This is a genomic window from Lacisediminihabitans sp., assembly GCF_043726815.1.
In the GTDB taxonomy this organism is placed as follows: domain Bacteria; phylum Actinomycetota; class Actinomycetes; order Actinomycetales; family Microbacteriaceae; genus Lacisediminihabitans.
In genome coordinates, this window is the sequence record NZ_JAYSJZ010000117.1 from 1 (window position 1) to 17675 (window position 17675).

Annotated in this window: 18 protein-coding genes; 3 read left to right on the top strand and 15 right to left on the bottom strand. The window is 67.4% G+C overall.

The genetic code is table 11. The features are described 5' to 3' along the window. Positions 1 to 126: 126 nt before the first annotated feature. Positions 127 to 960, bottom strand: a complete 834-nt coding sequence (locus tag ACHZD8_RS17400) for a hypothetical protein (protein ID WP_394771691.1) — start codon at positions 958 to 960, stop codon at positions 127 to 129. Then, the gene (locus ACHZD8_RS17405; protein WP_394771692.1) at positions 957 to 1997 is read right to left on the bottom strand and encodes a Gfo/Idh/MocA family protein; all 1041 of its coding nucleotides are present in this window, start codon (positions 1995 to 1997) and stop codon (positions 957 to 959) included. The genes ACHZD8_RS17400 and ACHZD8_RS17405 overlap by 4 nt, the downstream gene beginning before the upstream one ends. 138 nt (positions 1998 to 2135) lie before the next feature. On the opposite strand from ACHZD8_RS17405, the gene ACHZD8_RS17410 reads away from it, so the two are divergent. Next, complete coding sequence (locus ACHZD8_RS17410) at positions 2136 to 3401, top strand: ROK family protein (RefSeq protein WP_394771693.1); 1266 nt, start codon at positions 2136 to 2138, stop codon at positions 3399 to 3401. A 108-nt stretch (positions 3402 to 3509) separates the two neighbouring features. Here ACHZD8_RS17410 and ACHZD8_RS17415 read toward each other — a convergent pair whose 3' ends face one another. Beyond that, complete coding sequence (locus ACHZD8_RS17415; protein WP_394771694.1) at positions 3510 to 3920, bottom strand: hypothetical protein; 411 nt, start codon at positions 3918 to 3920, stop codon at positions 3510 to 3512. Positions 3921 to 4005: 85 nt separating this feature from the next. Between ACHZD8_RS17415 and ACHZD8_RS17420 the strand changes: the two genes are divergently transcribed. Next, on the top strand, positions 4006 to 4995 hold the full coding sequence (locus ACHZD8_RS17420; RefSeq protein WP_394771695.1) for a restriction endonuclease subunit R: 990 nt from the start codon (positions 4006 to 4008) through the stop codon (positions 4993 to 4995). 42 nt (positions 4996 to 5037) lie between these two features. Here ACHZD8_RS17420 and ACHZD8_RS17425 read toward each other — a convergent pair whose 3' ends face one another. The 10 genes from ACHZD8_RS17425 to ACHZD8_RS17470 all read right to left on the bottom strand — a co-directional run bounded on the left by ACHZD8_RS17425 (position 5038) and on the right by ACHZD8_RS17470 (position 15056). Next, positions 5038 to 6654 (bottom strand): DUF5597 domain-containing protein, encoded by a 1617-nt coding sequence (locus tag ACHZD8_RS17425; RefSeq protein WP_394771696.1) that lies wholly within the window; start codon positions 6652 to 6654, stop codon positions 5038 to 5040. Positions 6655 to 6662: 8 nt separating this feature from the next. After that, on the bottom strand, positions 6663 to 7670 hold the full coding sequence (locus tag ACHZD8_RS17430) for a sugar phosphate isomerase/epimerase family protein (RefSeq protein WP_394771697.1): 1008 nt from the start codon (positions 7668 to 7670) through the stop codon (positions 6663 to 6665). Beyond that, entirely contained in the window at positions 7655 to 8881 is a 1227-nt protein-coding gene (locus ACHZD8_RS17435; RefSeq protein WP_394771698.1) for a Gfo/Idh/MocA family protein, read from the bottom strand. The genes ACHZD8_RS17430 and ACHZD8_RS17435 overlap by 16 nt, the downstream gene beginning before the upstream one ends. Continuing rightward, positions 8878 to 9276 carry a DUF6379 domain-containing protein gene (locus tag ACHZD8_RS17440; protein ID WP_394771699.1) on the bottom strand — a complete coding sequence of 133 codons (399 nt, stop codon included), beginning with the start codon at positions 9274 to 9276 and terminating at the stop codon, positions 8878 to 8880. The genes ACHZD8_RS17435 and ACHZD8_RS17440 overlap by 4 nt, the downstream gene beginning before the upstream one ends. A 20-nt stretch (positions 9277 to 9296) precedes the next feature. Continuing rightward, positions 9297 to 10067 (bottom strand): nuclear transport factor 2 family protein, encoded by a 771-nt coding sequence (locus tag ACHZD8_RS17445; RefSeq protein ID WP_394771700.1) that lies wholly within the window; start codon positions 10065 to 10067, stop codon positions 9297 to 9299. Positions 10068 to 10092: 25 nt separating this feature from the next. Further along, positions 10093 to 11124, bottom strand: a complete 1032-nt coding sequence (locus tag ACHZD8_RS17450) for a sugar phosphate isomerase/epimerase family protein (RefSeq protein WP_394771701.1) — start codon at positions 11122 to 11124, stop codon at positions 10093 to 10095. Positions 11125 to 11145: 21 nt separating this feature from the next. Continuing rightward, positions 11146 to 12243, bottom strand: a complete 1098-nt coding sequence (locus ACHZD8_RS17455; RefSeq protein WP_394771702.1) for a sugar phosphate isomerase/epimerase family protein — start codon at positions 12241 to 12243, stop codon at positions 11146 to 11148. After that, entirely contained in the window at positions 12240 to 12635 is a 396-nt protein-coding gene (locus tag ACHZD8_RS17460; protein ID WP_394771703.1) for a DUF6379 domain-containing protein, read from the bottom strand. The genes ACHZD8_RS17455 and ACHZD8_RS17460 overlap by 4 nt, the downstream gene beginning before the upstream one ends. Before the next feature lie 97 nt (positions 12636 to 12732). After that, a complete protein-coding gene (locus ACHZD8_RS17465) occupies positions 12733 to 14265 on the bottom strand; it encodes a GMC oxidoreductase (RefSeq protein WP_394771704.1) in 1533 nt (510 codons plus the stop codon). Further along, positions 14262 to 15056: a TIM barrel protein gene (locus ACHZD8_RS17470; RefSeq protein ID WP_394771705.1), complete on the bottom strand. Its 795-nt coding sequence runs from the start codon at positions 15054 to 15056 to the stop codon at positions 14262 to 14264. Before ACHZD8_RS17470 ends, ACHZD8_RS17465 begins: the two co-directional genes overlap by 4 nt. Before the next feature lie 175 nt (positions 15057 to 15231). Here ACHZD8_RS17470 and ACHZD8_RS17475 point away from each other — a divergent pair, with 175 nt between their 5' ends. Beyond that, positions 15232 to 16203 carry a LysR family transcriptional regulator gene (locus tag ACHZD8_RS17475; RefSeq protein ID WP_394771706.1) on the top strand — a complete coding sequence of 324 codons (972 nt, stop codon included), beginning with the start codon at positions 15232 to 15234 and terminating at the stop codon, positions 16201 to 16203. A gap of 4 nt (positions 16204 to 16207) precedes the next feature. On the opposite strand, the gene ACHZD8_RS17480 is transcribed toward ACHZD8_RS17475, so the two are convergent. Both ACHZD8_RS17480 and ACHZD8_RS17485 read right to left on the bottom strand, forming a co-directional pair. After that, a complete protein-coding gene (locus ACHZD8_RS17480) occupies positions 16208 to 16990 on the bottom strand; it encodes a GDSL-type esterase/lipase family protein (RefSeq protein ID WP_394771707.1) in 783 nt (260 codons plus the stop codon). Continuing rightward, positions 16975 to 17675 (bottom strand): alpha/beta hydrolase (locus tag ACHZD8_RS17485; RefSeq protein ID WP_394771708.1); only part of this gene is annotated, 701 nt, incomplete at its 5' end. The genes ACHZD8_RS17480 and ACHZD8_RS17485, both read right to left, overlap by 16 nt.

The following is a 17675-nucleotide window of genomic DNA, read 5'->3' on the forward strand; positions in this document are numbered from 1 at the left end:
GAGGCCTCCACGTCGGGCGAGGTGACCGCCACATACGACAGATGGGAGAGGAGTTTGATCATCATCGATCCTTTCGTTGAAGCGTGGGGAGGATTCCCCCTACCCACTGTGGGAGCGCGCGGGGCATCAGGGAATGCGAGTGTGACTATCCCCGGTATCGCTCTCGTTTATTCCTCGTGCCCGCGCGAGAATGAGTCGCCCGAGGGCCGAATCGTGCTCGAGCTCGCTCAGATCGAGGGGATGCTCGCCCCCGTCGAGCGCGTCGAGCGCGCGGCGAAGCGACAGTCGCTCGGAGCGTTCGTACCGCGGCGGTGGCTGCGAATGACCACCGCGATCCGCGATGTCGACTGTCGCGGTTCCCGTCGCATCCTCGATGATCACCTCGGTGCGGACGACATCGATCGCGAGCCCTCGCAGCCACGGAGAGGCCTCTCGCCGCCCGAGGACGATGGTGGCGGTCAGGGCGGAGTCGAGGTCGATTCCCGCCGGTCTCTCGAGAAGCACCGTCAGCCCTCGGGGCGTCTCGCGAACCGTGACCAGTTCGAGCGCACCGCCTGCGAGCGTCCTCGCCCAGCCGATTCCGTCCCTCAAGACCGCCTCGACGTCGGCGAGTGCCGCGCTGCATTCGACCTGCACCGCGCGGGGCGGCCGGCCAGGTCGCCCGGCATCGTCGCGGACATCCATGCGCAGACGAGGACGATCCACGATGACCGGCGCGCGGCGCTCCGCCCCGCTCGCCTCCACTTGTTCGTCGCCCGCGATCGAGACGGGGTCGGAGAGAACGATCGCAGCCGCGCCGTCATCCAGGGCTTGACGAACGCGGCGGCCCCAGCCGACCTCGCCGCCGATCACGACTATCGCCCCCTCGACCGTCACGCCTCGGCGGGCGCGCAGCGGGAGTTCCGCGACCGCCACCGCGTATGCGCCGTCGCCAGATCTGACCACCCGAGCGCCGGTCACCGCGCGTAGCCGTCCAGAACGGCGGCATGAGCCGCGTCGGCCAGGCGCACGGCATAGAGTGCGTCCTCGAGGATGTCGTCGTACTCGACGGAGCGCCCCTCGTCGAGCACCGCGGCCAGCGCACGCCACTCGGCGATGTAGCCGTCATCCTGGGCGGGTGGATACTCCGTGACACGCCCGTCCGGCGCCGACACCCGCGCCCGCGCGCTACCCGCGTGCACGAACCCCGGCGGGAACTCGACATCGAGACGATCGAGCGAGGTGCCGATGCTCATGCGCCAGAGCGCGTCGGCCCCGTCCGGAAGCATGACGGCGGTCAGGGTGACGAGGGTGTCACCGCCGCGCACCCCGATCGCGTACCCGAGGGGCGGGAGCGGTCGGGCGTAAACCACCTCGTCGAGACTCGGCACGATGTCTCGAAGGGCAGGCAGATCGTGGATGCCGAGCCCGAGCACGAGCTGGCGCACTATGGATGCCGCCACGGCGGCGTCCGACCAATCAGGAGCCCGATGCGAGGGAGCCGACCCGTCACCCAGCTCGGTGACCAAGTCGTGATACCGAGCGTTCGGGGGAAGGGCGAGGGTCACCGAAACGGTGTGGACGGGCCCGCCACCACCGTCGAGATGGTGTTTCGCACGGCCCCAGGCTGGGTCGAACAGATGGTTCGTTCCCACGACGAGCACGGTGCCCGCCGCACGGCACGCCTCGACGACGGCTTCGGCGTCGGAGCCGGTGAGGGCAATGGGCTTCTCGCACAGCACGGCCTTGACCCCCGCCGCGACGCTGGCGAGGATGTGGCTCGAGTGCAGGGCCGGAGGGCTGCAGATGGCCACGACATCCACCTCGGGGTCGGCGAGCAGCTCGGCGATTCCGGTCGACGCCTGTGCGTGGAGCTGTTCCGCCAGCTCGATCGCCCGCCCGGAGCCGGAATCGGAAATGTGCACCACCGCGAAGTTTCCGGGGAGCCGAGCAAGTGTGGGCAGGTGGAGTGCTCGCACGCCGGGTCCCGCACCAATGACGCCCACTCCACGCACCATCTCGACTCCCGACCACGCTCGCCACTTTGGACGACCCACAACCTGCTTAAGCAGATAGCCTACTAAAGTCTCGACAAGCTTTTGCAGATCCTGCATTTGTTCTGCCGGTTTTTCACCTAGCCTGTGTCAAAATTGACCATGAGCACTGATTCAATCCTCCGCTTCGGCGCCCAGACCGACGAGAAGACGAGCCTCCTGCGCATCGTCAACATGGTCCGAACCGGTGACGCGACCACGCGGCCCGAAATCGGCCGCGTCACGGGCCTCGGCAGGGGCGTGGTCACGCAACGAGTCGACCATGCGATCGAACTCGGCTACCTCGAGGACGGCGAATTCGGATCGTCCTCCGGCGGCCGGGCACCACGCACTCTGCGGTTCCGAGGCGAGCAGGGCACGATAATCGTGTGTGCCCTCGGGGCGCTGCACATCCACGTGGGGATCGCCGCTCTCGACGGAGACATCCTCGACCAGACCCATCGAGCGTGGGACATTTCTCGGGGCCCGGCCGAGACCCTCGATGCGGCAATGGACATGGTCGACGAAGTCATCCAACGTGGGAGCAAGGCGCCGGTGTGGGGCATCGCGGTGGGAGTGCCCGGACCTGTCGACTTCGAGACCGGACGACCCGTGGCGCCCCCGATCATGCCGGGGTGGAACGGGTTCGACGTGCGCCGTCGCTTCGAGCAGCGCTACGACGCTCCAGTGTGGGTCGACAACGACGTCAATCTCCTTGCCTTCGGCGAACGCGCCAGGCGGCGCGAGGACAGTCCCGATCTGATCTACTGCAAGGTCGGCTCCGGCATAGGCGCCGGCCTGCTCTCACACGGCCGCATCCATCGTGGTGCGAACGGTGCCGCCGGCGATATCGGCCACGTCAGGGTCCGCGACGCCGATGTCCTCTGCCGATGCGGAAAGATCGGGTGCCTCGAGGCGGTAGCGGGAGGCTGGGCCCTCGTGCGCGATGCCGAACTCGCGATCGCCGAGGGCGCATCGGGCCTCCTCGCTAAGCGCTTCGAGGCGGGCGAGCCGCTGACACCCGAGGGCATAGCTATTGCTGCCGAGGATGGCGACGCGCTCGCGATCAGCCTGATCCAGCGATCGGCTCGAGACGTCGGAGAGTCGATCGCCGCCCTCGTCAACATGTTCAATCCCAGCGTCATCGTGATCGGTGGAGCGGTCGCTGCCGCCGGTGAAGTCTTCCTGGCAGAGGTCCGCCAACGGGTCTACGAGCTCTCTCTTCCCCTTGCCACACGCGATCTCAGCATCGTCCAGTCGGTCAACGACGTTCGCGAACCGCTGAGGGGTGGGGCGGACATGGTGCGCGAGCAGTTGTTCGACGTCACCTTCCCGCGCTGGTTCGCTGACGGACATCCCACCGTGGGCGCGGTGCACGGCAGCGAATAGCGGCCGGCTCTAGCCCTGGCGGTTGTAATACGGCCAGGGAAGCACCCGACGATCGTCTCGTCGATCCGGCCCTTCGAGACTCACCTCTCCGGTCGCCGCCCATTCCTGTCAGGCGACGTCGAGCGAGACGCTCGGCACGGTGGGGCCGTCGAGATCCAGGTGCCCCGACAGCCGCACGGGCAGCACGAGGGGCCCACCGCCGGGGCCGGCGAGGAGGTACGGAATCAGGAGGCGGAATGTCACCTCAACGTCGTGGATGCCCGGCCGCAGGACTCTGTCGGTCGCGACGACGAGTCGATCCTGCGCAAACCACCAGGTCTGCTCGGCGCCGGCCCTGTCGGCGGGAATCACACGGTCACCGAGAACCAGTTGCGGCTCGGAGACGGGCTCACCGTCGAGCGTGAGAACGAGATCCTGCACGCACGCGAGCGGGAGCGAACGAATCCAGGGAAGGCCGATCCGCACTGCGACGCCCGTCGCGGTTGTGGTGAGCGCATCATCACGCAGAGCCGATTGCATCCCGGCACCCTCCTGCTTTATTCTGATAAGAACATAAGTTTGTCACTATCAGACAAAATTGTCACTGAGCGAAATGGCGACCCGGATGCCCCACCTTCCCGACGGTTGGACGCTGTCTGCGAGCACGTTCAACTGGACCCCGGAGATCATTCGGGCGGAACACACCACGACCGACCTCGCCGTCGGCATCGTCGCCGACGGGCTGACCGACACGATCGAGGTCGAAGCCGGCCAGACATTCCGGCACTTTCCCCGCTCCACGGATGCCGAGCTCGATGACCTGCGCACCCGTCTTCGCGACCAGGGCGGCCGGGTCAGCATCGTCGGGGCAAGCCTCGACGACGTGACCCCGCGGGGAGAACTCCTCAGCGAAGACGAGCGGGAGGCATTTCTGGTGCCCCAACTGCGTGCCGCGCACCGACTCGGCGCCGGCGGCGTCCGTCTGCCGTTCGGTCAGGCCGGTGGACAATTACTGCGTCGAGTGCTCCCGCTGCTGCACGAACTCGAGCTGACGCTGTACGAAGAACTTCAGGGTCAACAGACCCCAGACACCGCGCCGGTCGCCGCCGCCCTCGAGGTAATCAGCGATCTCGATGATGAGCGAGTGCGCGTGCTCGTTGACATCTCAATGCTGATGCCGACGCTGCCGTCGAGCTATCTCGAGGCGCTGCGTGCGGGCGGAGTGCCCGTCGAGCTGCTCGGCCGCCTGGAGACCGAATGGCGGTCGCCCCAGACGCACGGCGCGGTGATCGACCTGCTGCGCTCGGGAGGAGTCCCCCCTCAGGTGCACACGTTGTTCATGAATCTCATCGTGCGTTTCGGGCGGTCTGATGCATCGGTGATCCGCGGCATCCTGCCCCTCACCGGGGCATTCCACCTGAAGTTCTGGGATCTTGACGACACCGACGGGCGCGTCTCGAGTCCGATCAGCGACCTCGGGGCCGAGCTCACCCGCACCACGTTCACGGGTACTCTCTGCAGCGAGTGGGGTGGGCACGAGTGGCTCGAGAACGAGTCGGCGACGGACATCACGCGTCGTCACCTCGCTCTCGCCCGCGCCGCCCTGGCTCGGTAGGGCGGCGCAGAGTCGGAGCAGGCCTAAAAGTCGGGGCAACCCTCAGAGTCGGAGCAGTCGGATCCGCACGACCCCGACCTCGCGCACGGGGAGCAACTGGAGCCTCTCGTCGCCGTTGAGCACACGAGAAACGACGTGTGCGCCATCCACCAGTCGCAGCTCCTCGGCGGAGTCGACCTCGACTCGACGGCTTCGATCGGTGAAGTCCAGAGTGACCCCCCGCCCGATCACGAGGAACGAGTCGTCGGACTCGGCAGCTATCAGGGCGAAAGGTCGCGGATCGGCCGGAGCGGGGATCGCCGAACCCGGCTCCGTCTCGTCCGGGAATTCCGGGGTCACAAGGGGCACCTGCACCCCGGCATCCACAAGCAGGTGATGGAACAGCACGACGGAGCCCCGCGCCCGGATTTCCGTTGCGCCGAGGCTCAGCTCGACGATGTCTTCCGGCGACTCGATCACGACCGACCCGAGGCCCTCGCGCTCGCGCGCCGCGAGGAGCGGCTTCTCCAAGGCGGTGAGGTGGCCGAGCAGCTGCGCGAGGGCGCCGTGCGGCGTGATGCCGTCGAAGCCGAAGGCCGACCAGCCGATCGCGGAGAAGGTGCCGAGGGCCCGCGCCAGCTCCGCCGTGCGCGGCTGCGACTCGGGCACGAACAGGGGCTGATCGGCTCGCGCGTAGGTCGCCATCGCGCCCGCCGCGTCATCCACGTAGATGTCGGGCGCGAGGAGGGCGAGCGTCGGGGCCATGGCCTTCCAGACCTCGATCACGGTCGAGGTCGGGCCCCCGCTGGGGTACTGCCCCGGCGAATCCTGCCCAGGCTGTGGTCCGAGCCACGCGTTCGCGTACATCGGAATCGTGGACTCGGCCCTCCCCCGCCGGGCGACTCCCTCCACGTACTGGGCAACCCCGCAGGCCATGAAGATCTCCTCGGCCCGGGCGTCGTCGCCGAAGACCTGCTCCCAGGTGCCCTCGAGCATCCCACCGCGCTCCGACCACCGCCGGGCGCTCGGAGACGTGCCGTCGCTGTCCGCGAATGCGGCGAGCAGCTCCGACGGGACCGGCGACTCCCAGGCCGTGCGGGCCGCGTCGCTGCGGTCGCGGCTGTCGGTGAGGATGCCCGCCTCGTTCTCGACCTGGACCAGGGCGACAAGGCCCTCGCGGTCGACCTCCGCGATGCGGCGTACGAGCGCGGCGAAGGCCGATGCGTCCGCCTCCCGAAGGTCCTTGCTGAACAACGAGAGCACAGGTTTGGCCGTCGCGCCCTCGTAGGTGAAGGCGGCCTTCCCCCGACCGGCGACCACCGAACGCGGGAACCGCTCGGGAGCCGCCCGCACCCAACTCGGCGCGTACCCGGATCCCGCGTTCTTCACCGCGCCGAACCAGAGCGGGACCAGCCGCAGGTCGTGAGCGTGCGCCTCCTCGATCATCCGATCGATGAGGGAGAAATCGAACGCGCCCTCTTCTGGCTCCAACTGGGCCCAGCTGACCGGCGCCAGAACGGTGTTCGCGTTTGCCCGACGTACCCTCGCGAAGGACTCGCGGATCGCGGCTGGCGTCGAACTCGAGGAGTTGTGCACTTGCCCGCCGAGCAGGAGAGCGGGAACGCCATCCCGGCGCAGCACGCCGTCCTCGTCGAGACGCCACGCGCTCTGGCTCTGCATGGAGGACCTCACTTCTTTGACGAGAATGCCGCATCGAACGCGGCGGCGGAGGGTTCGTAGGTCGAGAGCCGTCGCACGAAGCCGAGCACCTCGGGGGCGCCGACGAGGCGATCCATACCGGCATCCTCCCACTCAACCGAGAGAGGTCCCGCATAACCGATCGAGGTGAGCATGCGGAAGGCGTTCTCCCACGGAACGTCGCCGTGGCCGGTCGAGATGAAGTCCCAGCCGCGGCGAGGGTCGGCCCAGGCGAGGTGCGACGAGAGTCGGCCATTGCGACCGTTGTCGAGCCGCCTCTTCGTGTCCTTGCAGTGCACGTGATAGATGCGGTCCTGAAAGTCCCAGAGGAACCCGACCGGGTCGATGTCTTGCCACACCATGTGCGAGGGGTCCCAGTTGAGCCCGAATGACGCGCGGTGTCCGATGGCCTCCAGGGCGCGCACGGTCGTCCAGTAGTCGTAGGCGATCTCGGAGGGATGCACCTCGTGCGCGAAACGCACGCCCACCTCCTCGAATACGTCGAGGATGGGGTTCCAACGATCAGCGAAGTCCTGATACCCCGCGTCGATCATCGCCTGACTGGCCGGCGGGAACATCGCCACAGCCTTCCAGATGGATGACCCGGTGAAGCCGGTGACCGTCGTCACCCCGAGCTTCGCCGCCATGAGTGCCGTGTTCTTCATCTCGTCGGCGGCGCGTTGGCGCACGCCCTCGGCCTCACCGTCGGCCCACACGCGGTCCGGCAGGATGCCGCGGTGGCGCTCGTCGATCGGATCGTCGCAGACGGCTTGGCCCGCGAGATGGTTGGAGATCGTCCAGGTGCTCAGGCCGTTGCGTTCGAGAATCTCGCGCCGGCCCGCGACATAGGCCGCGTCATCCCACCGCGAGACGTCCAGATGGTCTCCCCAGCAGGCGATTTCGAGACCGTCGTACCCCCAGCCTCCCGCGAGGCGAGCCACCTCCTCGAACGGAAGGTCGGCCCATTGACCAGTGAAGAGGGTTACCGGGCGAGCCATTGTGTCTCCATCTCTCTGGGCGGCAGGTGCCGCGTGAATTCGGTTGTCTCAATCTGGACCCACGCGGACTCGCGCGCCGAGCTCGACTCGACGGCCTCGAGCACGCGTTGCACTTGGAGCCCCTCGGCGAACGTTCCGTGCGGATCGACGCCGCTGACGATGCCCTCCACGAAGTCCTTGACCTGATGCGAGAACCCGTGCTCGTAGCCGAGCATGTGCCCGGCCGGCCACCAGGCCGCAACGTACGGATGCTGGGCCTCGGTGACGAGGATCTTGGTGAAACCCTGCCGGTCGGCCGGGGCCGTTCGATCGTAGAAGGAGAGAGAGTTCAGGTCTTCGAGGTCGAACGCGAGGGCACCCTTCGTTCCCGAGACCTCGACCGTCAGCGCGTTCTTGCGCCCGGTCGCGAACCTGGTGGCCTCGAAGGAGACGAGGGCGCCGTTCTCGAGCCGCCCCGTGAAGATCGCCACATCGTCCACCGTGACATCTCCGTGGCCCTCGCCGGCGGTGCCGGCGAAGCCCGCCCCGCTGCCGAGCAGCGGCCGCTTCTTGATGATCGTGTCGATGGTTCCCGATACCGCCGCCACGTTCAGTCCGGTGACGAATTGCGTTGTGTCTATGGCGTGGGCGCCGATGTCGCCGAGCGCTCCGGACCCCGCGTGCTCCTTCTGCAGGCGCCAGGCGAGCGGCAGCTCGGGATCCACGAGCCAGTCCTGTCGGTACGCGGCGCGCACCTGCTGGATCTCACCGACTACGCCCTCGGCGATGAGGTCGCGCAGGAAGGTCACCGCCGGCACGCGCCGGTAAGTGAATCCGACCATCGCCCGGATGCCACTCTTGGCGGCCGTCGACGCGGCATCCGCCATCGCCTCGGCCTCCGCCACACTGTTGGCAAGCGGCTTCTCGCACAGCACGTGCTTGCCGGCGGCGAGCGCGGCGATCGCGATCTCGGCGTGCGAATCGCCGGGTGTCACGATGTCGATGACGTCGATGTCGTCGCGCGCGACAACCTCGCGCCAGTCGATGGCCGACTCCGCCCATCCCCACCGCGATGCCGCCACGGCCACCGCGTCCGCGTTGCGGCCGACGATGACGGCCATCTCTACCTCGGCCGGGAGGCCAAAGACACGCGGCGCCGTGCGCCAGCCCTGCGAGTGGGCCGCACCCATGAAGCCGTAGCCGATCATGGCCACTCGGAGCTTCCTGGTCATGCCAGCACCACCTCACGCTCGACCTGAACACGGTTGCCCACGTAGCGCATCGGCGCGATCTGCAAGTAGAGCAGGCGCATCGTCAGGGTGACCTCCACGTCGATGGTGTCACCCGCCTCGGGAACCGGCGAGAGGGGGATGATCACCTGCGGCTTGTCGGCCACGAACCACAGCGTCTCCCATTGCTCCGGCAGCTCGGAGATCGCGTAGCTCCTGCCCTGGAGCTCGAAGCGGAGGTCATCGCGCTCGATCGCGACACCGTTGACGGTGGCCGCGACGTCGTCGACGGCAGACAGCCAGAGGCTGCGGTACCAGGGCAGCTGGATCGACACGGCGATACCGTCCGGGTGGCGGCGCACGTCGGACTCGGCGAACAGGGAATTGTGAGTGGCCATGGTGGCTCCTTGAGAGAGGTCTAACGGAAGGTGTCGGTGAACGTGTCGTGCGGCACGGGCGGCACGGGCTCGAGCACCTGGGTGGCGGTCGGGCTGTAGGGATGCGACGGAGTCGGCGCTGGCTCGTCGGCCTTCGGCATGAAGACGGGCTTGCCATCGTCGCCGAAGTACATGAGATCGAGGTCGAAGGCGTCTTGGTTCTTGAGCCCGAAGGCGACCCAGTCCTCGTGGAACGGCGCGCGCGCGAGCTCATAGCAGCGGAACTTCCAGATCTTCCACTCGCCGTCCTGGCGCAGGAAGTCGATCGCGTACTTGCACCACACCCAGTGCGCCCACACCTTCTTGCCGAGAACCTCCGTTTGCCCGTACATATCGGGAAAGCGCTCGGCCACCTGCGGATCAGTCAGGCCCGATTCGGTGCCCGCCATCATCCAGACGCCCTTGGCGGTCGTGCCGTCGCCGGCTACCTCGATCACCGGGGTCGTCGTCGCGTGCAGGATGAGCTTGCCCTCCGGGTGCGGACGACCCTGGTGGTAGCGGATGACGCTGTCGTAGTCGGTGTACTGCCCCGCGTTCGTGTACCGAGCGCGGATGCCCTCGGTGCCGCGCTCCACCCAAAGCGCGATGATCTGCTCGTCTTCGAACGCGTTGTGCAGGTACATGTAGCGATTGAACAGGTTCTCGATGGCGCCACGGTCGTGCGCGCTGCGCGCGATTGCCGCGATGTCGGCGAGCTGTCCGCGGAGTTCGTAGAGCTCGTCACGCAGGGCGGCGACCTCGGTGTCGGTCATGGTGTCCCTTCGGGTTATCGTCTCGTCACACCGACGCGACGGTCTCTTCGATTGCGCTGCGCATGAGCGTGTGCTGCTTCTTGACGAGATCGATCGGGTCGCTCTCGCCGAGGTCGGAGAAGGCGTGGCCCTCCCACTCGCTCGACAGGTAGCCCGTGTACCCGCCGACGACGAACTGCTTGACGATGCGCCGGATGTCCATGGCCGGCTCGTCGCCGTTCTCGTCGATGTCGTAGAACTTGGCGTGCACGTGGAAGATCTGCGGCATGATGTCGAGCCACTCCTCCGGCGGCACCAAGCCGTGCATGTTGAACGCCAGTCGCGTGAACGGTCCGAGTCGGGCGAAGTCGAAGTTCTCGCTTGACAGGAAGTCTTCGAACTTCTGGTTGCGCACGTGCATCGGGGTCGGCTCGTGCCAGATCTCGTCCATGACCGTGAAGTACTTCTCGGGCATGCCCATCTGGCTCATGGTCCGCAGCAACGTGGGCGAGAGGCTGTGCATGGTCGAGCTGAAGTCGGCCGTGAAGCCGAGCCGCTCGGATTGGAGCTCCTCGTACATCTCCCGCATCTGCAGCACCTGGGGGTTGTTCGGCCCGGACGGGGCGTGGATCTCATACCCGAGGTACTGGTCGTACTTCTCTGCCAGCGGCAGCAGACTGCGCAGCAGCTCCTTGCCGTGGGATCGGATGACGACCTTCTTGAATCCCAGCGCGTGCGCGGTCTTCAGCTGGCGAGCGAGGAAGTCGTGCTCCTCGTCCGGCGTCATGTCGCGTTCCTTGCGGCGCCCCATGTCGAGATTCGTCCCGATAGCGCTGGGCTCGAGGCCGTACTTGTCCATGCTGTCACGCCAGATTCGAATGAAATCATCATCGACGTCGGGGTAGGTGCGCAGCATCTGCGCGATGTTGAATTCGATGCCAGGGCCGAGGCCCTCATCCGCCGCCGCCTTGATGAGAGTCTCGGGCGTGTAGAGTCCCGCCGCGAACTCCGAGGTGAGCGAGTAGAGGGTGATTCCGAGTTTGATTCCGGTGCCGGCGATGCCGTTTTCGTCTGCCATGGTGTTCCTGTCTGCGTGGGGTCAGCGCTGGAGCTGAGCGAGGTGGGTGCCGAGAATGGCGCGCGCTTCCGCGGCATCCGTGATCATGCGCGAGCCGGCGTCCGCCGCGGCGGAACGCTGAATGGCCTGCTCGCCGGCGATGATCTCGAAGGGGCTCTGCCAGTAGTTCCAGTGCCAGCCCTCATACTCGCTCGAGATCGCGCCGCTGTAGCCGTTCTCGACGAGCAGGCGGATGAGGTCCCGCACGGGAACCGACGGCTCTTCGCCCTGTTCGTCGATGCCGAAGAACTTGCCGTGCACGTGGCGCACCCACGGCATGATCTCGAGCCAGTCCTCCACGCGGGCGGGACCGAAGAGTCCGGTGCCGTTGATGCCGAAGTCGATGCCGAGGTCAGGACGGCCGTTCTGCGCGGCGAGGCCGATGAACGACCCGAAGCGCTGTCCGTGCACCGCCTGATTGGCGGGAGGCCCCTGCTCGTAGTAGCTGTCCCACAGCTCGACGACCTTGCCGAGAAGCTCCTCCGACGCACCGCGCCGGCGATACGCCTCGATCAGGGAGGGCGCGAAGCCGCTCACCGTCGCACCCCAGTCCATCGTGAAGCCGAGGTAGGGCGAGCCGACCTTCTCATACCGATCGCGCAGCGCCAGGATGCGGGGGTGCGACGCGTACTGGTCGGCATGCACCTCCAGCGCGAGGGTGACCCCGTGCTCCTCGGCGATCGGGGCGAGCGCCTCCATCGAGTCGGGCTCGATCGAGATCTGCACGCGTGCGATCGGGAAGCCGAGCGTGGCAGCCGCTTTGATCTGCAGCGTCATGTATTGGATGAGCTCGTCCTGCGTCAGCAGACGATCGCGGTGAATGCCGATGTCGGCATTCACCGCGAGAGAAGTCGTGACCAGGCCGACCTCGTCGACGAGGTCGCGGAACCAGCCCGCGAACGAGTCCTCGATGGCGGGGAATCCGCGAAAGCTCGAGAAGCCGATGATCTCCAGCCCGGGGCCGTACCCCTCGGTCGCGACCTTTCGGATGAGCTGCTCGAGGTCGTATTCACGACCGTGGAACGCGCGCGTGAAGCTGTACAGAGTGACGCCCTGGATGGGTGTGCCGAGAGCGGTCATGCCGCCACCGCCTTCATTCTCTTGGTGTCATGCTCTTCGATGTGGAGCGTCTCGGAGTCCGAGATGATGATGTACGGGATGTAGAGGGTGAGGTCGACGCGCACGTCGTGCTCGCCATCGGGGCTGACCGGCACTTCGCCGGACAGTACGGCCGAATCGACGGGGAACCACCACTCGCCGGTCTCGTCGACGAGTTCGTCGAAACGGAATTCGCGACCGTTCATGGCCCAGCGCAGGGACTCGGTCGGCGCATCGACGCCGTCGATGCTGAGCCTTGCGCCGGCGATGCACGATCCGGGCAGGGCCCGGTACCACGGCAAGCGCACTTCGACCGCGGCGCGAGGCCCGCTGGTCGTGAGTGTTCCCTGCTCGATAATGCGATCGGGGATCACGAGAACCTCCTGATTCAGGGCCGACCGAGTCGACCGGGACGTCTTTGTCTTACTTCCTACAGTCTAATGTTTGAATCCGACATAAGCAACTTGCGGCTCAGCTCTCGGCGGACTTCGCCGCGATCGCGCGAGCGCCGTTCACCGCGAGGGCCACACCGGTCAGCGTCGGATTGCACGCCGTGGCGGTCGGGATCACACCGTTTCCGGCGACGAACAGTCCGGGCACGCCCCACACCTCACACTGCGGCGAACAGACGCTATCTCCGTCGTCGGAAGCCCCCAGCCGGGTCGTCCCCTGGTAGTGCAGCGAGGCGCCGAGCGGCATCATGAATGGCCGTTCGTCCAGCGGCTCACCGACGGCCTTGCCGAGGCGCACGATCTCTTCCTTGCCACGAGCGATCACCTCCCGATCGCGCGGGGTGAGCCGATAGTGCACGGTCATCGCCGGCATTCCGTATCCGTCGGTTTCGACATCAGAGAACTCCACGCGATCGGAGGACTGCAGGTCCTTCGGACAGAACAGTCCGAGACCGACGATGGAGCCGGGGGCCGCTGGATCGTCCTCTGCGAGCGCGACGGGCGAGGCATCCAGCTGCATCACCTGCCCGTGAAAGGGCATGGCGTCGGTGAAGGGCACCCAGGTCACACCGCTGTACTCGCTGAGACCGGTGGCGCCGGGGGCATCCGCCTCACCCGACGGCTCGAGGTCGCGGATGCGCACGGCGAAGACGATCTGGGCCTGGTCATTGAGGTAGCGGCCCAGGGCGTCGGGACGGATGCCGGATGCCCAGAGCAGCTGCGGAGTGCGCAGGGCGTCCGCAGCAACGACGACGAACCGCGCGCGCACCTCGGAGTTCTCTCCCGAGCGCCTGTCGGTCACGACAACACCTGCCGCGCGACCATCCTCGATCAGTACCCGCGCGACGCGGGATTCGTCCCAGAGAGTGAACCGCGCATTGGAGCGGGTGATGTCGCCGAACACGACATCCGATCCCGACCACACGAGATTTCCGTCGCCGCGGCGGTGGACCGCAAGCGGCATCCGCTGTATGTGGGTCGACGCGACGCGTCCGGCATCCTCGGCGGCGGCGAGCCGCTCGCGCACGAGCTCCGCGTAGGGAGAGCTGTCGAAGGCGTCCACGGTCACGCCAAGCAGCCGCTCGCCCTCGTCGAGCAGCCTGTCGAGGCTGCCATCGGCGTCCAGGAGTGCAATCCGTTCGCTGGCGTTCGGGCGCGGGCACGCGCCGGTCCAGTGCGCGGCCATGCCGCCCACATTGCTCGACATGGCCGCGACGGGAAGACCATCCTCGCCCTCGACCTGATAGCCGCTTTCGAGCAGGAACGTCCCCGGTCGCGCACGCCTCTGCGAGGTCTTGACGATCCCGCCGACCCGGTCGGTGCTCTCCTGCGCGTGAGGACCTTCCGACAGCGTCTGGGCGCGAGATCGCTCGCCCGGGTCGGCGATGTTCTTCACGTGCGCGCCGGGGGGCTGCGACACGGTCGGGCCGACCTCGAACATCGCGATGGTGAGTGCGGGCGCCTCTTCACTCAGGATGCGGGCGTACGTCGCTCCCGCCGGGCCACTACCGACGATGACGACGTCGACCTCGTCCGGGTACCGGCCGCTCACGCTTCCGCTGCCAGTGCCTGGATGAGTCGCACCGACTCGGCGGACTCGGTCGTCGGATAGTACTCGAGGCCGATCGGTCCGTCGTAGCCGGAGGCGCGCAGCACGCCGAGCGCGGCCGGCCAGTCGATCGACCCCGTGCCGGGTTCACCGCGCCCAGGGGCATCCGCGATCTGCACGTAGCGCACGGTGTCGCCAGCGTTGGCGAGCTCCGTCGCCGGATCCTCTCCCTCGACCGTGGAGTGGTAGAGGTCGTAGAGCACTCCGAAGAACCGGGAGTCGACTCCCCGAGCGACGTAGACCGCCTCGGCCGTGCGATCGAGAAGTGAGCCGGGGTGATCAACGCGCACGTTGACGGGCTCGAGCACAAGCGTGATGCCCGAGCCGGCGATCTGGGCGCTCGCGCGGGTGTAGATGTCGATGAGCTTGTCGAGCTGCACCTGGCGCTTGCTTCCGCCGAACCCGGTACCGCTGCCGACGACGATGCGGCTGCAGCCGAGCTCCTGGGCGATGGCGACCCCCTCGTCGAGTTTGTTGAAGAAGGGCGACTCGTCGAAAGGCGGGATCATGAACTGCGTCCGAGGCTCGGAGAGCTGCGCGGTGAGCACGAGCCCGGTCTCCTGAAGTGCGGCCCTGACGGCGGGGATGTCCTTCGGCTTGGCCGGCGCGTCCACCCCGGTGGGTCCCCACATCTCGACGGCGGTGAAGCCGGCCGCGGCCGCGGCGCGCACCCGGTCCTGGTAGTCCCCGGCCTCGGTGAAGAGCAGTTCGATGTTGGGCGCCAGTTGGTACATGGAGATCTCCTGAGCAGGTGTCGTGGCGAGCCTCGGCGGTGAGCCTCGCCTCCATGGTGCCACAGATTAATCGAAAAGAGACATAACAAGTACAAAGTCGCGCATAAGAATAGATGCGATGTCGGTATCAGCCAGTGTGATGAAGAGCTGTCCGCTAATTAGCAGGAGCGATACGATGGAATTCCGATCTTGCGAGGTGACTGCCGCCGTGTCCGACCAGCCCCTGCTCTCGCGCCTGGACCTCAACCTGCTGGTCTCGCTCGATGCTCTGCTCACCGAGCAGAGCGTCACCCGTGCCGCGGAGCGCCTGCATCTCAGCCAGCCGGCCCTCAGCGCGTCTCTTGCCCGCCTGCGCACGCATTTCGGCGACCAGATACTCTCGCGCCGCGGAAACGCCTACGAGCTGACCCCCTTCGCCCTTCGACTGACGGAGCACACGACGACTGCCCTCGAGGCGGCTCGGCGCGTGTTCGAATCCCAGGCGACCTGGTCGCCCACGGAGTCGACCCGCGAGTTCTCCATCTATGGGTCCGACTACGGCTTCGTCACGATCGGGCGCGTGGTCTCGGAGTTGGCCGCCACGCGCGCCCCCGGCGTGCGCTTCCGGTTCATGCTGCACAATCCGTCGATCGTCGAGGACGTCTCCAACCGGCTCCGCTCCGTCGATGGCATGGTGATCCCCCACGGCCACATCTCCGATCTGCCGTTCACGGATCTCTGGCGGGACGATTGGCTCGCGGTAGTCGCGGACGAGAGTGAGGTCGGTGAGCGACTCACGATGGACGACACCGCCCGGCTGCCATGGGTCATGACCTTCCTGTCTCGCTCCGCGTATACCTCGGCGGCCCGTCAGGTGCAGCAGCTCGGTGTCGAGCCCCGGGTCGAGGTCGTCGTCGAGAGCTTCCTCACCCTTCCGCACTTCATCCGGGGCACGAATCGAATCGGCCTCATCCAGGGCGCTCTGGCACCGGTAGCCCTGAGCGGCGGCGGGATCCGCGTAGTTCGGCTCCCGTTCGAGCCGACACCGCTCGTCAACGCGCTGTGGTGGCATCCCGTGCACGGCCGAGATCCGGAGCACGCGTGGATGCGGGCACTGTTCGAGGAGGCCGGGCGCATCGTGGAGTCGGAGACCCACCGACCCGACTGATCGCTCAATCGTCCAGGGCCTCGCGGAGGGCCCTCTCGACGATGGGACGCATGAGGTCGTAGCCGAGCCGATGAGGGTGCACTCCGTCGTTGGTCAGCTCAGCGCGCATGCCACCGGAGCCGTCGGCCAGCACCGCAACGTAGTCGGCGTACACGTGTCCCCGCTCGTCCGCGAACTCCCGCAGCCATCCGTTCCAGCGCGCGATCGTCCCGATCGGGTCGACGTCGGGCTGCCAGGGGAACGACCCCGCGGGCGGGATGCTGCTGACGATGACCCGGATGCCGTGCGCTTCGGCGATCTCGACCATGCTCACAACGTTGTTCCGAAACTCCTCATCGCTCACCGGACCGGCGTTGCCCGCGGCATCGTTGGTCCCCACCATGAGGTGCACGACCCGCGGGCCCAGGCGCACGACGTCGGCCATGAACCGTAAGAGCACGTGCGCGCTGGTCTGACCGCCGATCCCGCGGTTGACGCATCCGTTCGTGAAGAGTTCCGGGTCGGCCTGAGCCCAGTTCTCGATGATCGACGCGCCGACGAACACGACGGCGGCACTGCCGTTCGCGCGCAGAATGTGGTTGCCCGCCCGGTATCGGCCGAGGTTCGCCCAGTCCGTGAGACGTCGGGCCTCCTCGGCGCTCCGGACCCGCTTCATTGCCTGCGACGAGCCGAGCGCACCGAAGTCGATCCTCGCGCCGGGGACGAGCATCAGCTCCCGGAAGGCGTGGAGCTCCTCCTCGAGGGTCGGGTCGGTCGCTGCGCCGCCTCCCGTCACCGCGAGAGCCACGCGGTCATGGCGTCGAGCGTCTTCTGGGCGCCGGGGTCGCCCGGGTGGTCGATGTGGCCGTGCTCAGCGCCGGGCTCGAGGTGGAGGTCCACCGGCACGCGGGCCCGCTCGAGGGTCGTTACGAAGGCCTCCCCCGAGGGCCGCAGCTCATCGTTCTCGCACACCACGATCAGCGTGGGCGGGAAGCCGGCGCCGTCCCCGACGCCCGGGAACGCCCGCGGGTTGGCGAGGGCCCCCGGCGATCCCGCGTAGTTGAGCGCCAGCTCGTCGAGGGGTGCCGTCGGATCGAGAGGTGCGGTGGCGTCGCGCCCGTTCGGATGCAGCAGGGGGTAGACGAGCACGAGGCCGGATGGCACTGGTTCCCCTGTCGCCACGAGCTGGGTCACGACACCGGCGGCGAGCGTGCTCCCCGCGCTCGCGCCGCCGAGTGCGAGCGACGCCGGGGCGACCCCGAGCAGGTCGGGTGCCGCGGCGCGGGCGTACCGCCAGGCGGTGAGCACGTCGTCGGCGGGCACCGGGAAGTGGATGCCGGCGAGGCACTTGCTGTAGTCGACGGCGAGCACCGGGATGCCGCGGCTCGCGAGCTCGCGGGCGACCCAGTTCGACTCGGGCATGTCGAGGTGACCGCCGATGAAGGCGCCCCCGTGCACCCAGACCAGCGCGCGACCGGTGGGCGCGACCGTGG

Coding starts and splice junctions, on each gene's coding strand:
- ACHZD8_RS17405 (WP_394771692.1), bottom strand. CDS start 1,997: ATGGTGCGTGGAGTGGGCGTCATTGGTGCGGGACCCGGCGTGCGAGCA.
- ACHZD8_RS17410 (WP_394771693.1), top strand. CDS start 2,136: ATGAGCACTGATTCAATCCTCCGCTTCGGCGCCCAGACCGACGAGAAG.
- ACHZD8_RS17415 (WP_394771694.1), bottom strand. CDS start 3,920: ATGCAATCGGCTCTGCGTGATGATGCGCTCACCACAACCGCGACGGGC.
- ACHZD8_RS17420 (WP_394771695.1), top strand. CDS start 4,006: ATGCCCCACCTTCCCGACGGTTGGACGCTGTCTGCGAGCACGTTCAAC.
- ACHZD8_RS17425 (WP_394771696.1), bottom strand. CDS start 6,654: ATGCAGAGCCAGAGCGCGTGGCGTCTCGACGAGGACGGCGTGCTGCGC.
- ACHZD8_RS17430 (WP_394771697.1), bottom strand. CDS start 7,670: ATGGCTCGCCCGGTAACCCTCTTCACTGGTCAATGGGCCGACCTTCCG.
- ACHZD8_RS17435 (WP_394771698.1), bottom strand. CDS start 8,881: ATGACCAGGAAGCTCCGAGTGGCCATGATCGGCTACGGCTTCATGGGT.
- ACHZD8_RS17440 (WP_394771699.1), bottom strand. CDS start 9,276: ATGGCCACTCACAATTCCCTGTTCGCCGAGTCCGACGTGCGCCGCCAC.
- ACHZD8_RS17445 (WP_394771700.1), bottom strand. CDS start 10,067: ATGACCGACACCGAGGTCGCCGCCCTGCGTGACGAGCTCTACGAACTC.
- ACHZD8_RS17450 (WP_394771701.1), bottom strand. CDS start 11,124: ATGGCAGACGAAAACGGCATCGCCGGCACCGGAATCAAACTCGGAATC.
- ACHZD8_RS17455 (WP_394771702.1), bottom strand. CDS start 12,243: ATGACCGCTCTCGGCACACCCATCCAGGGCGTCACTCTGTACAGCTTC.
- ACHZD8_RS17470 (WP_394771705.1), bottom strand. CDS start 15,056: ATGTACCAACTGGCGCCCAACATCGAACTGCTCTTCACCGAGGCCGGG.
- ACHZD8_RS17475 (WP_394771706.1), top strand. CDS start 15,232: ATGGAATTCCGATCTTGCGAGGTGACTGCCGCCGTGTCCGACCAGCCC.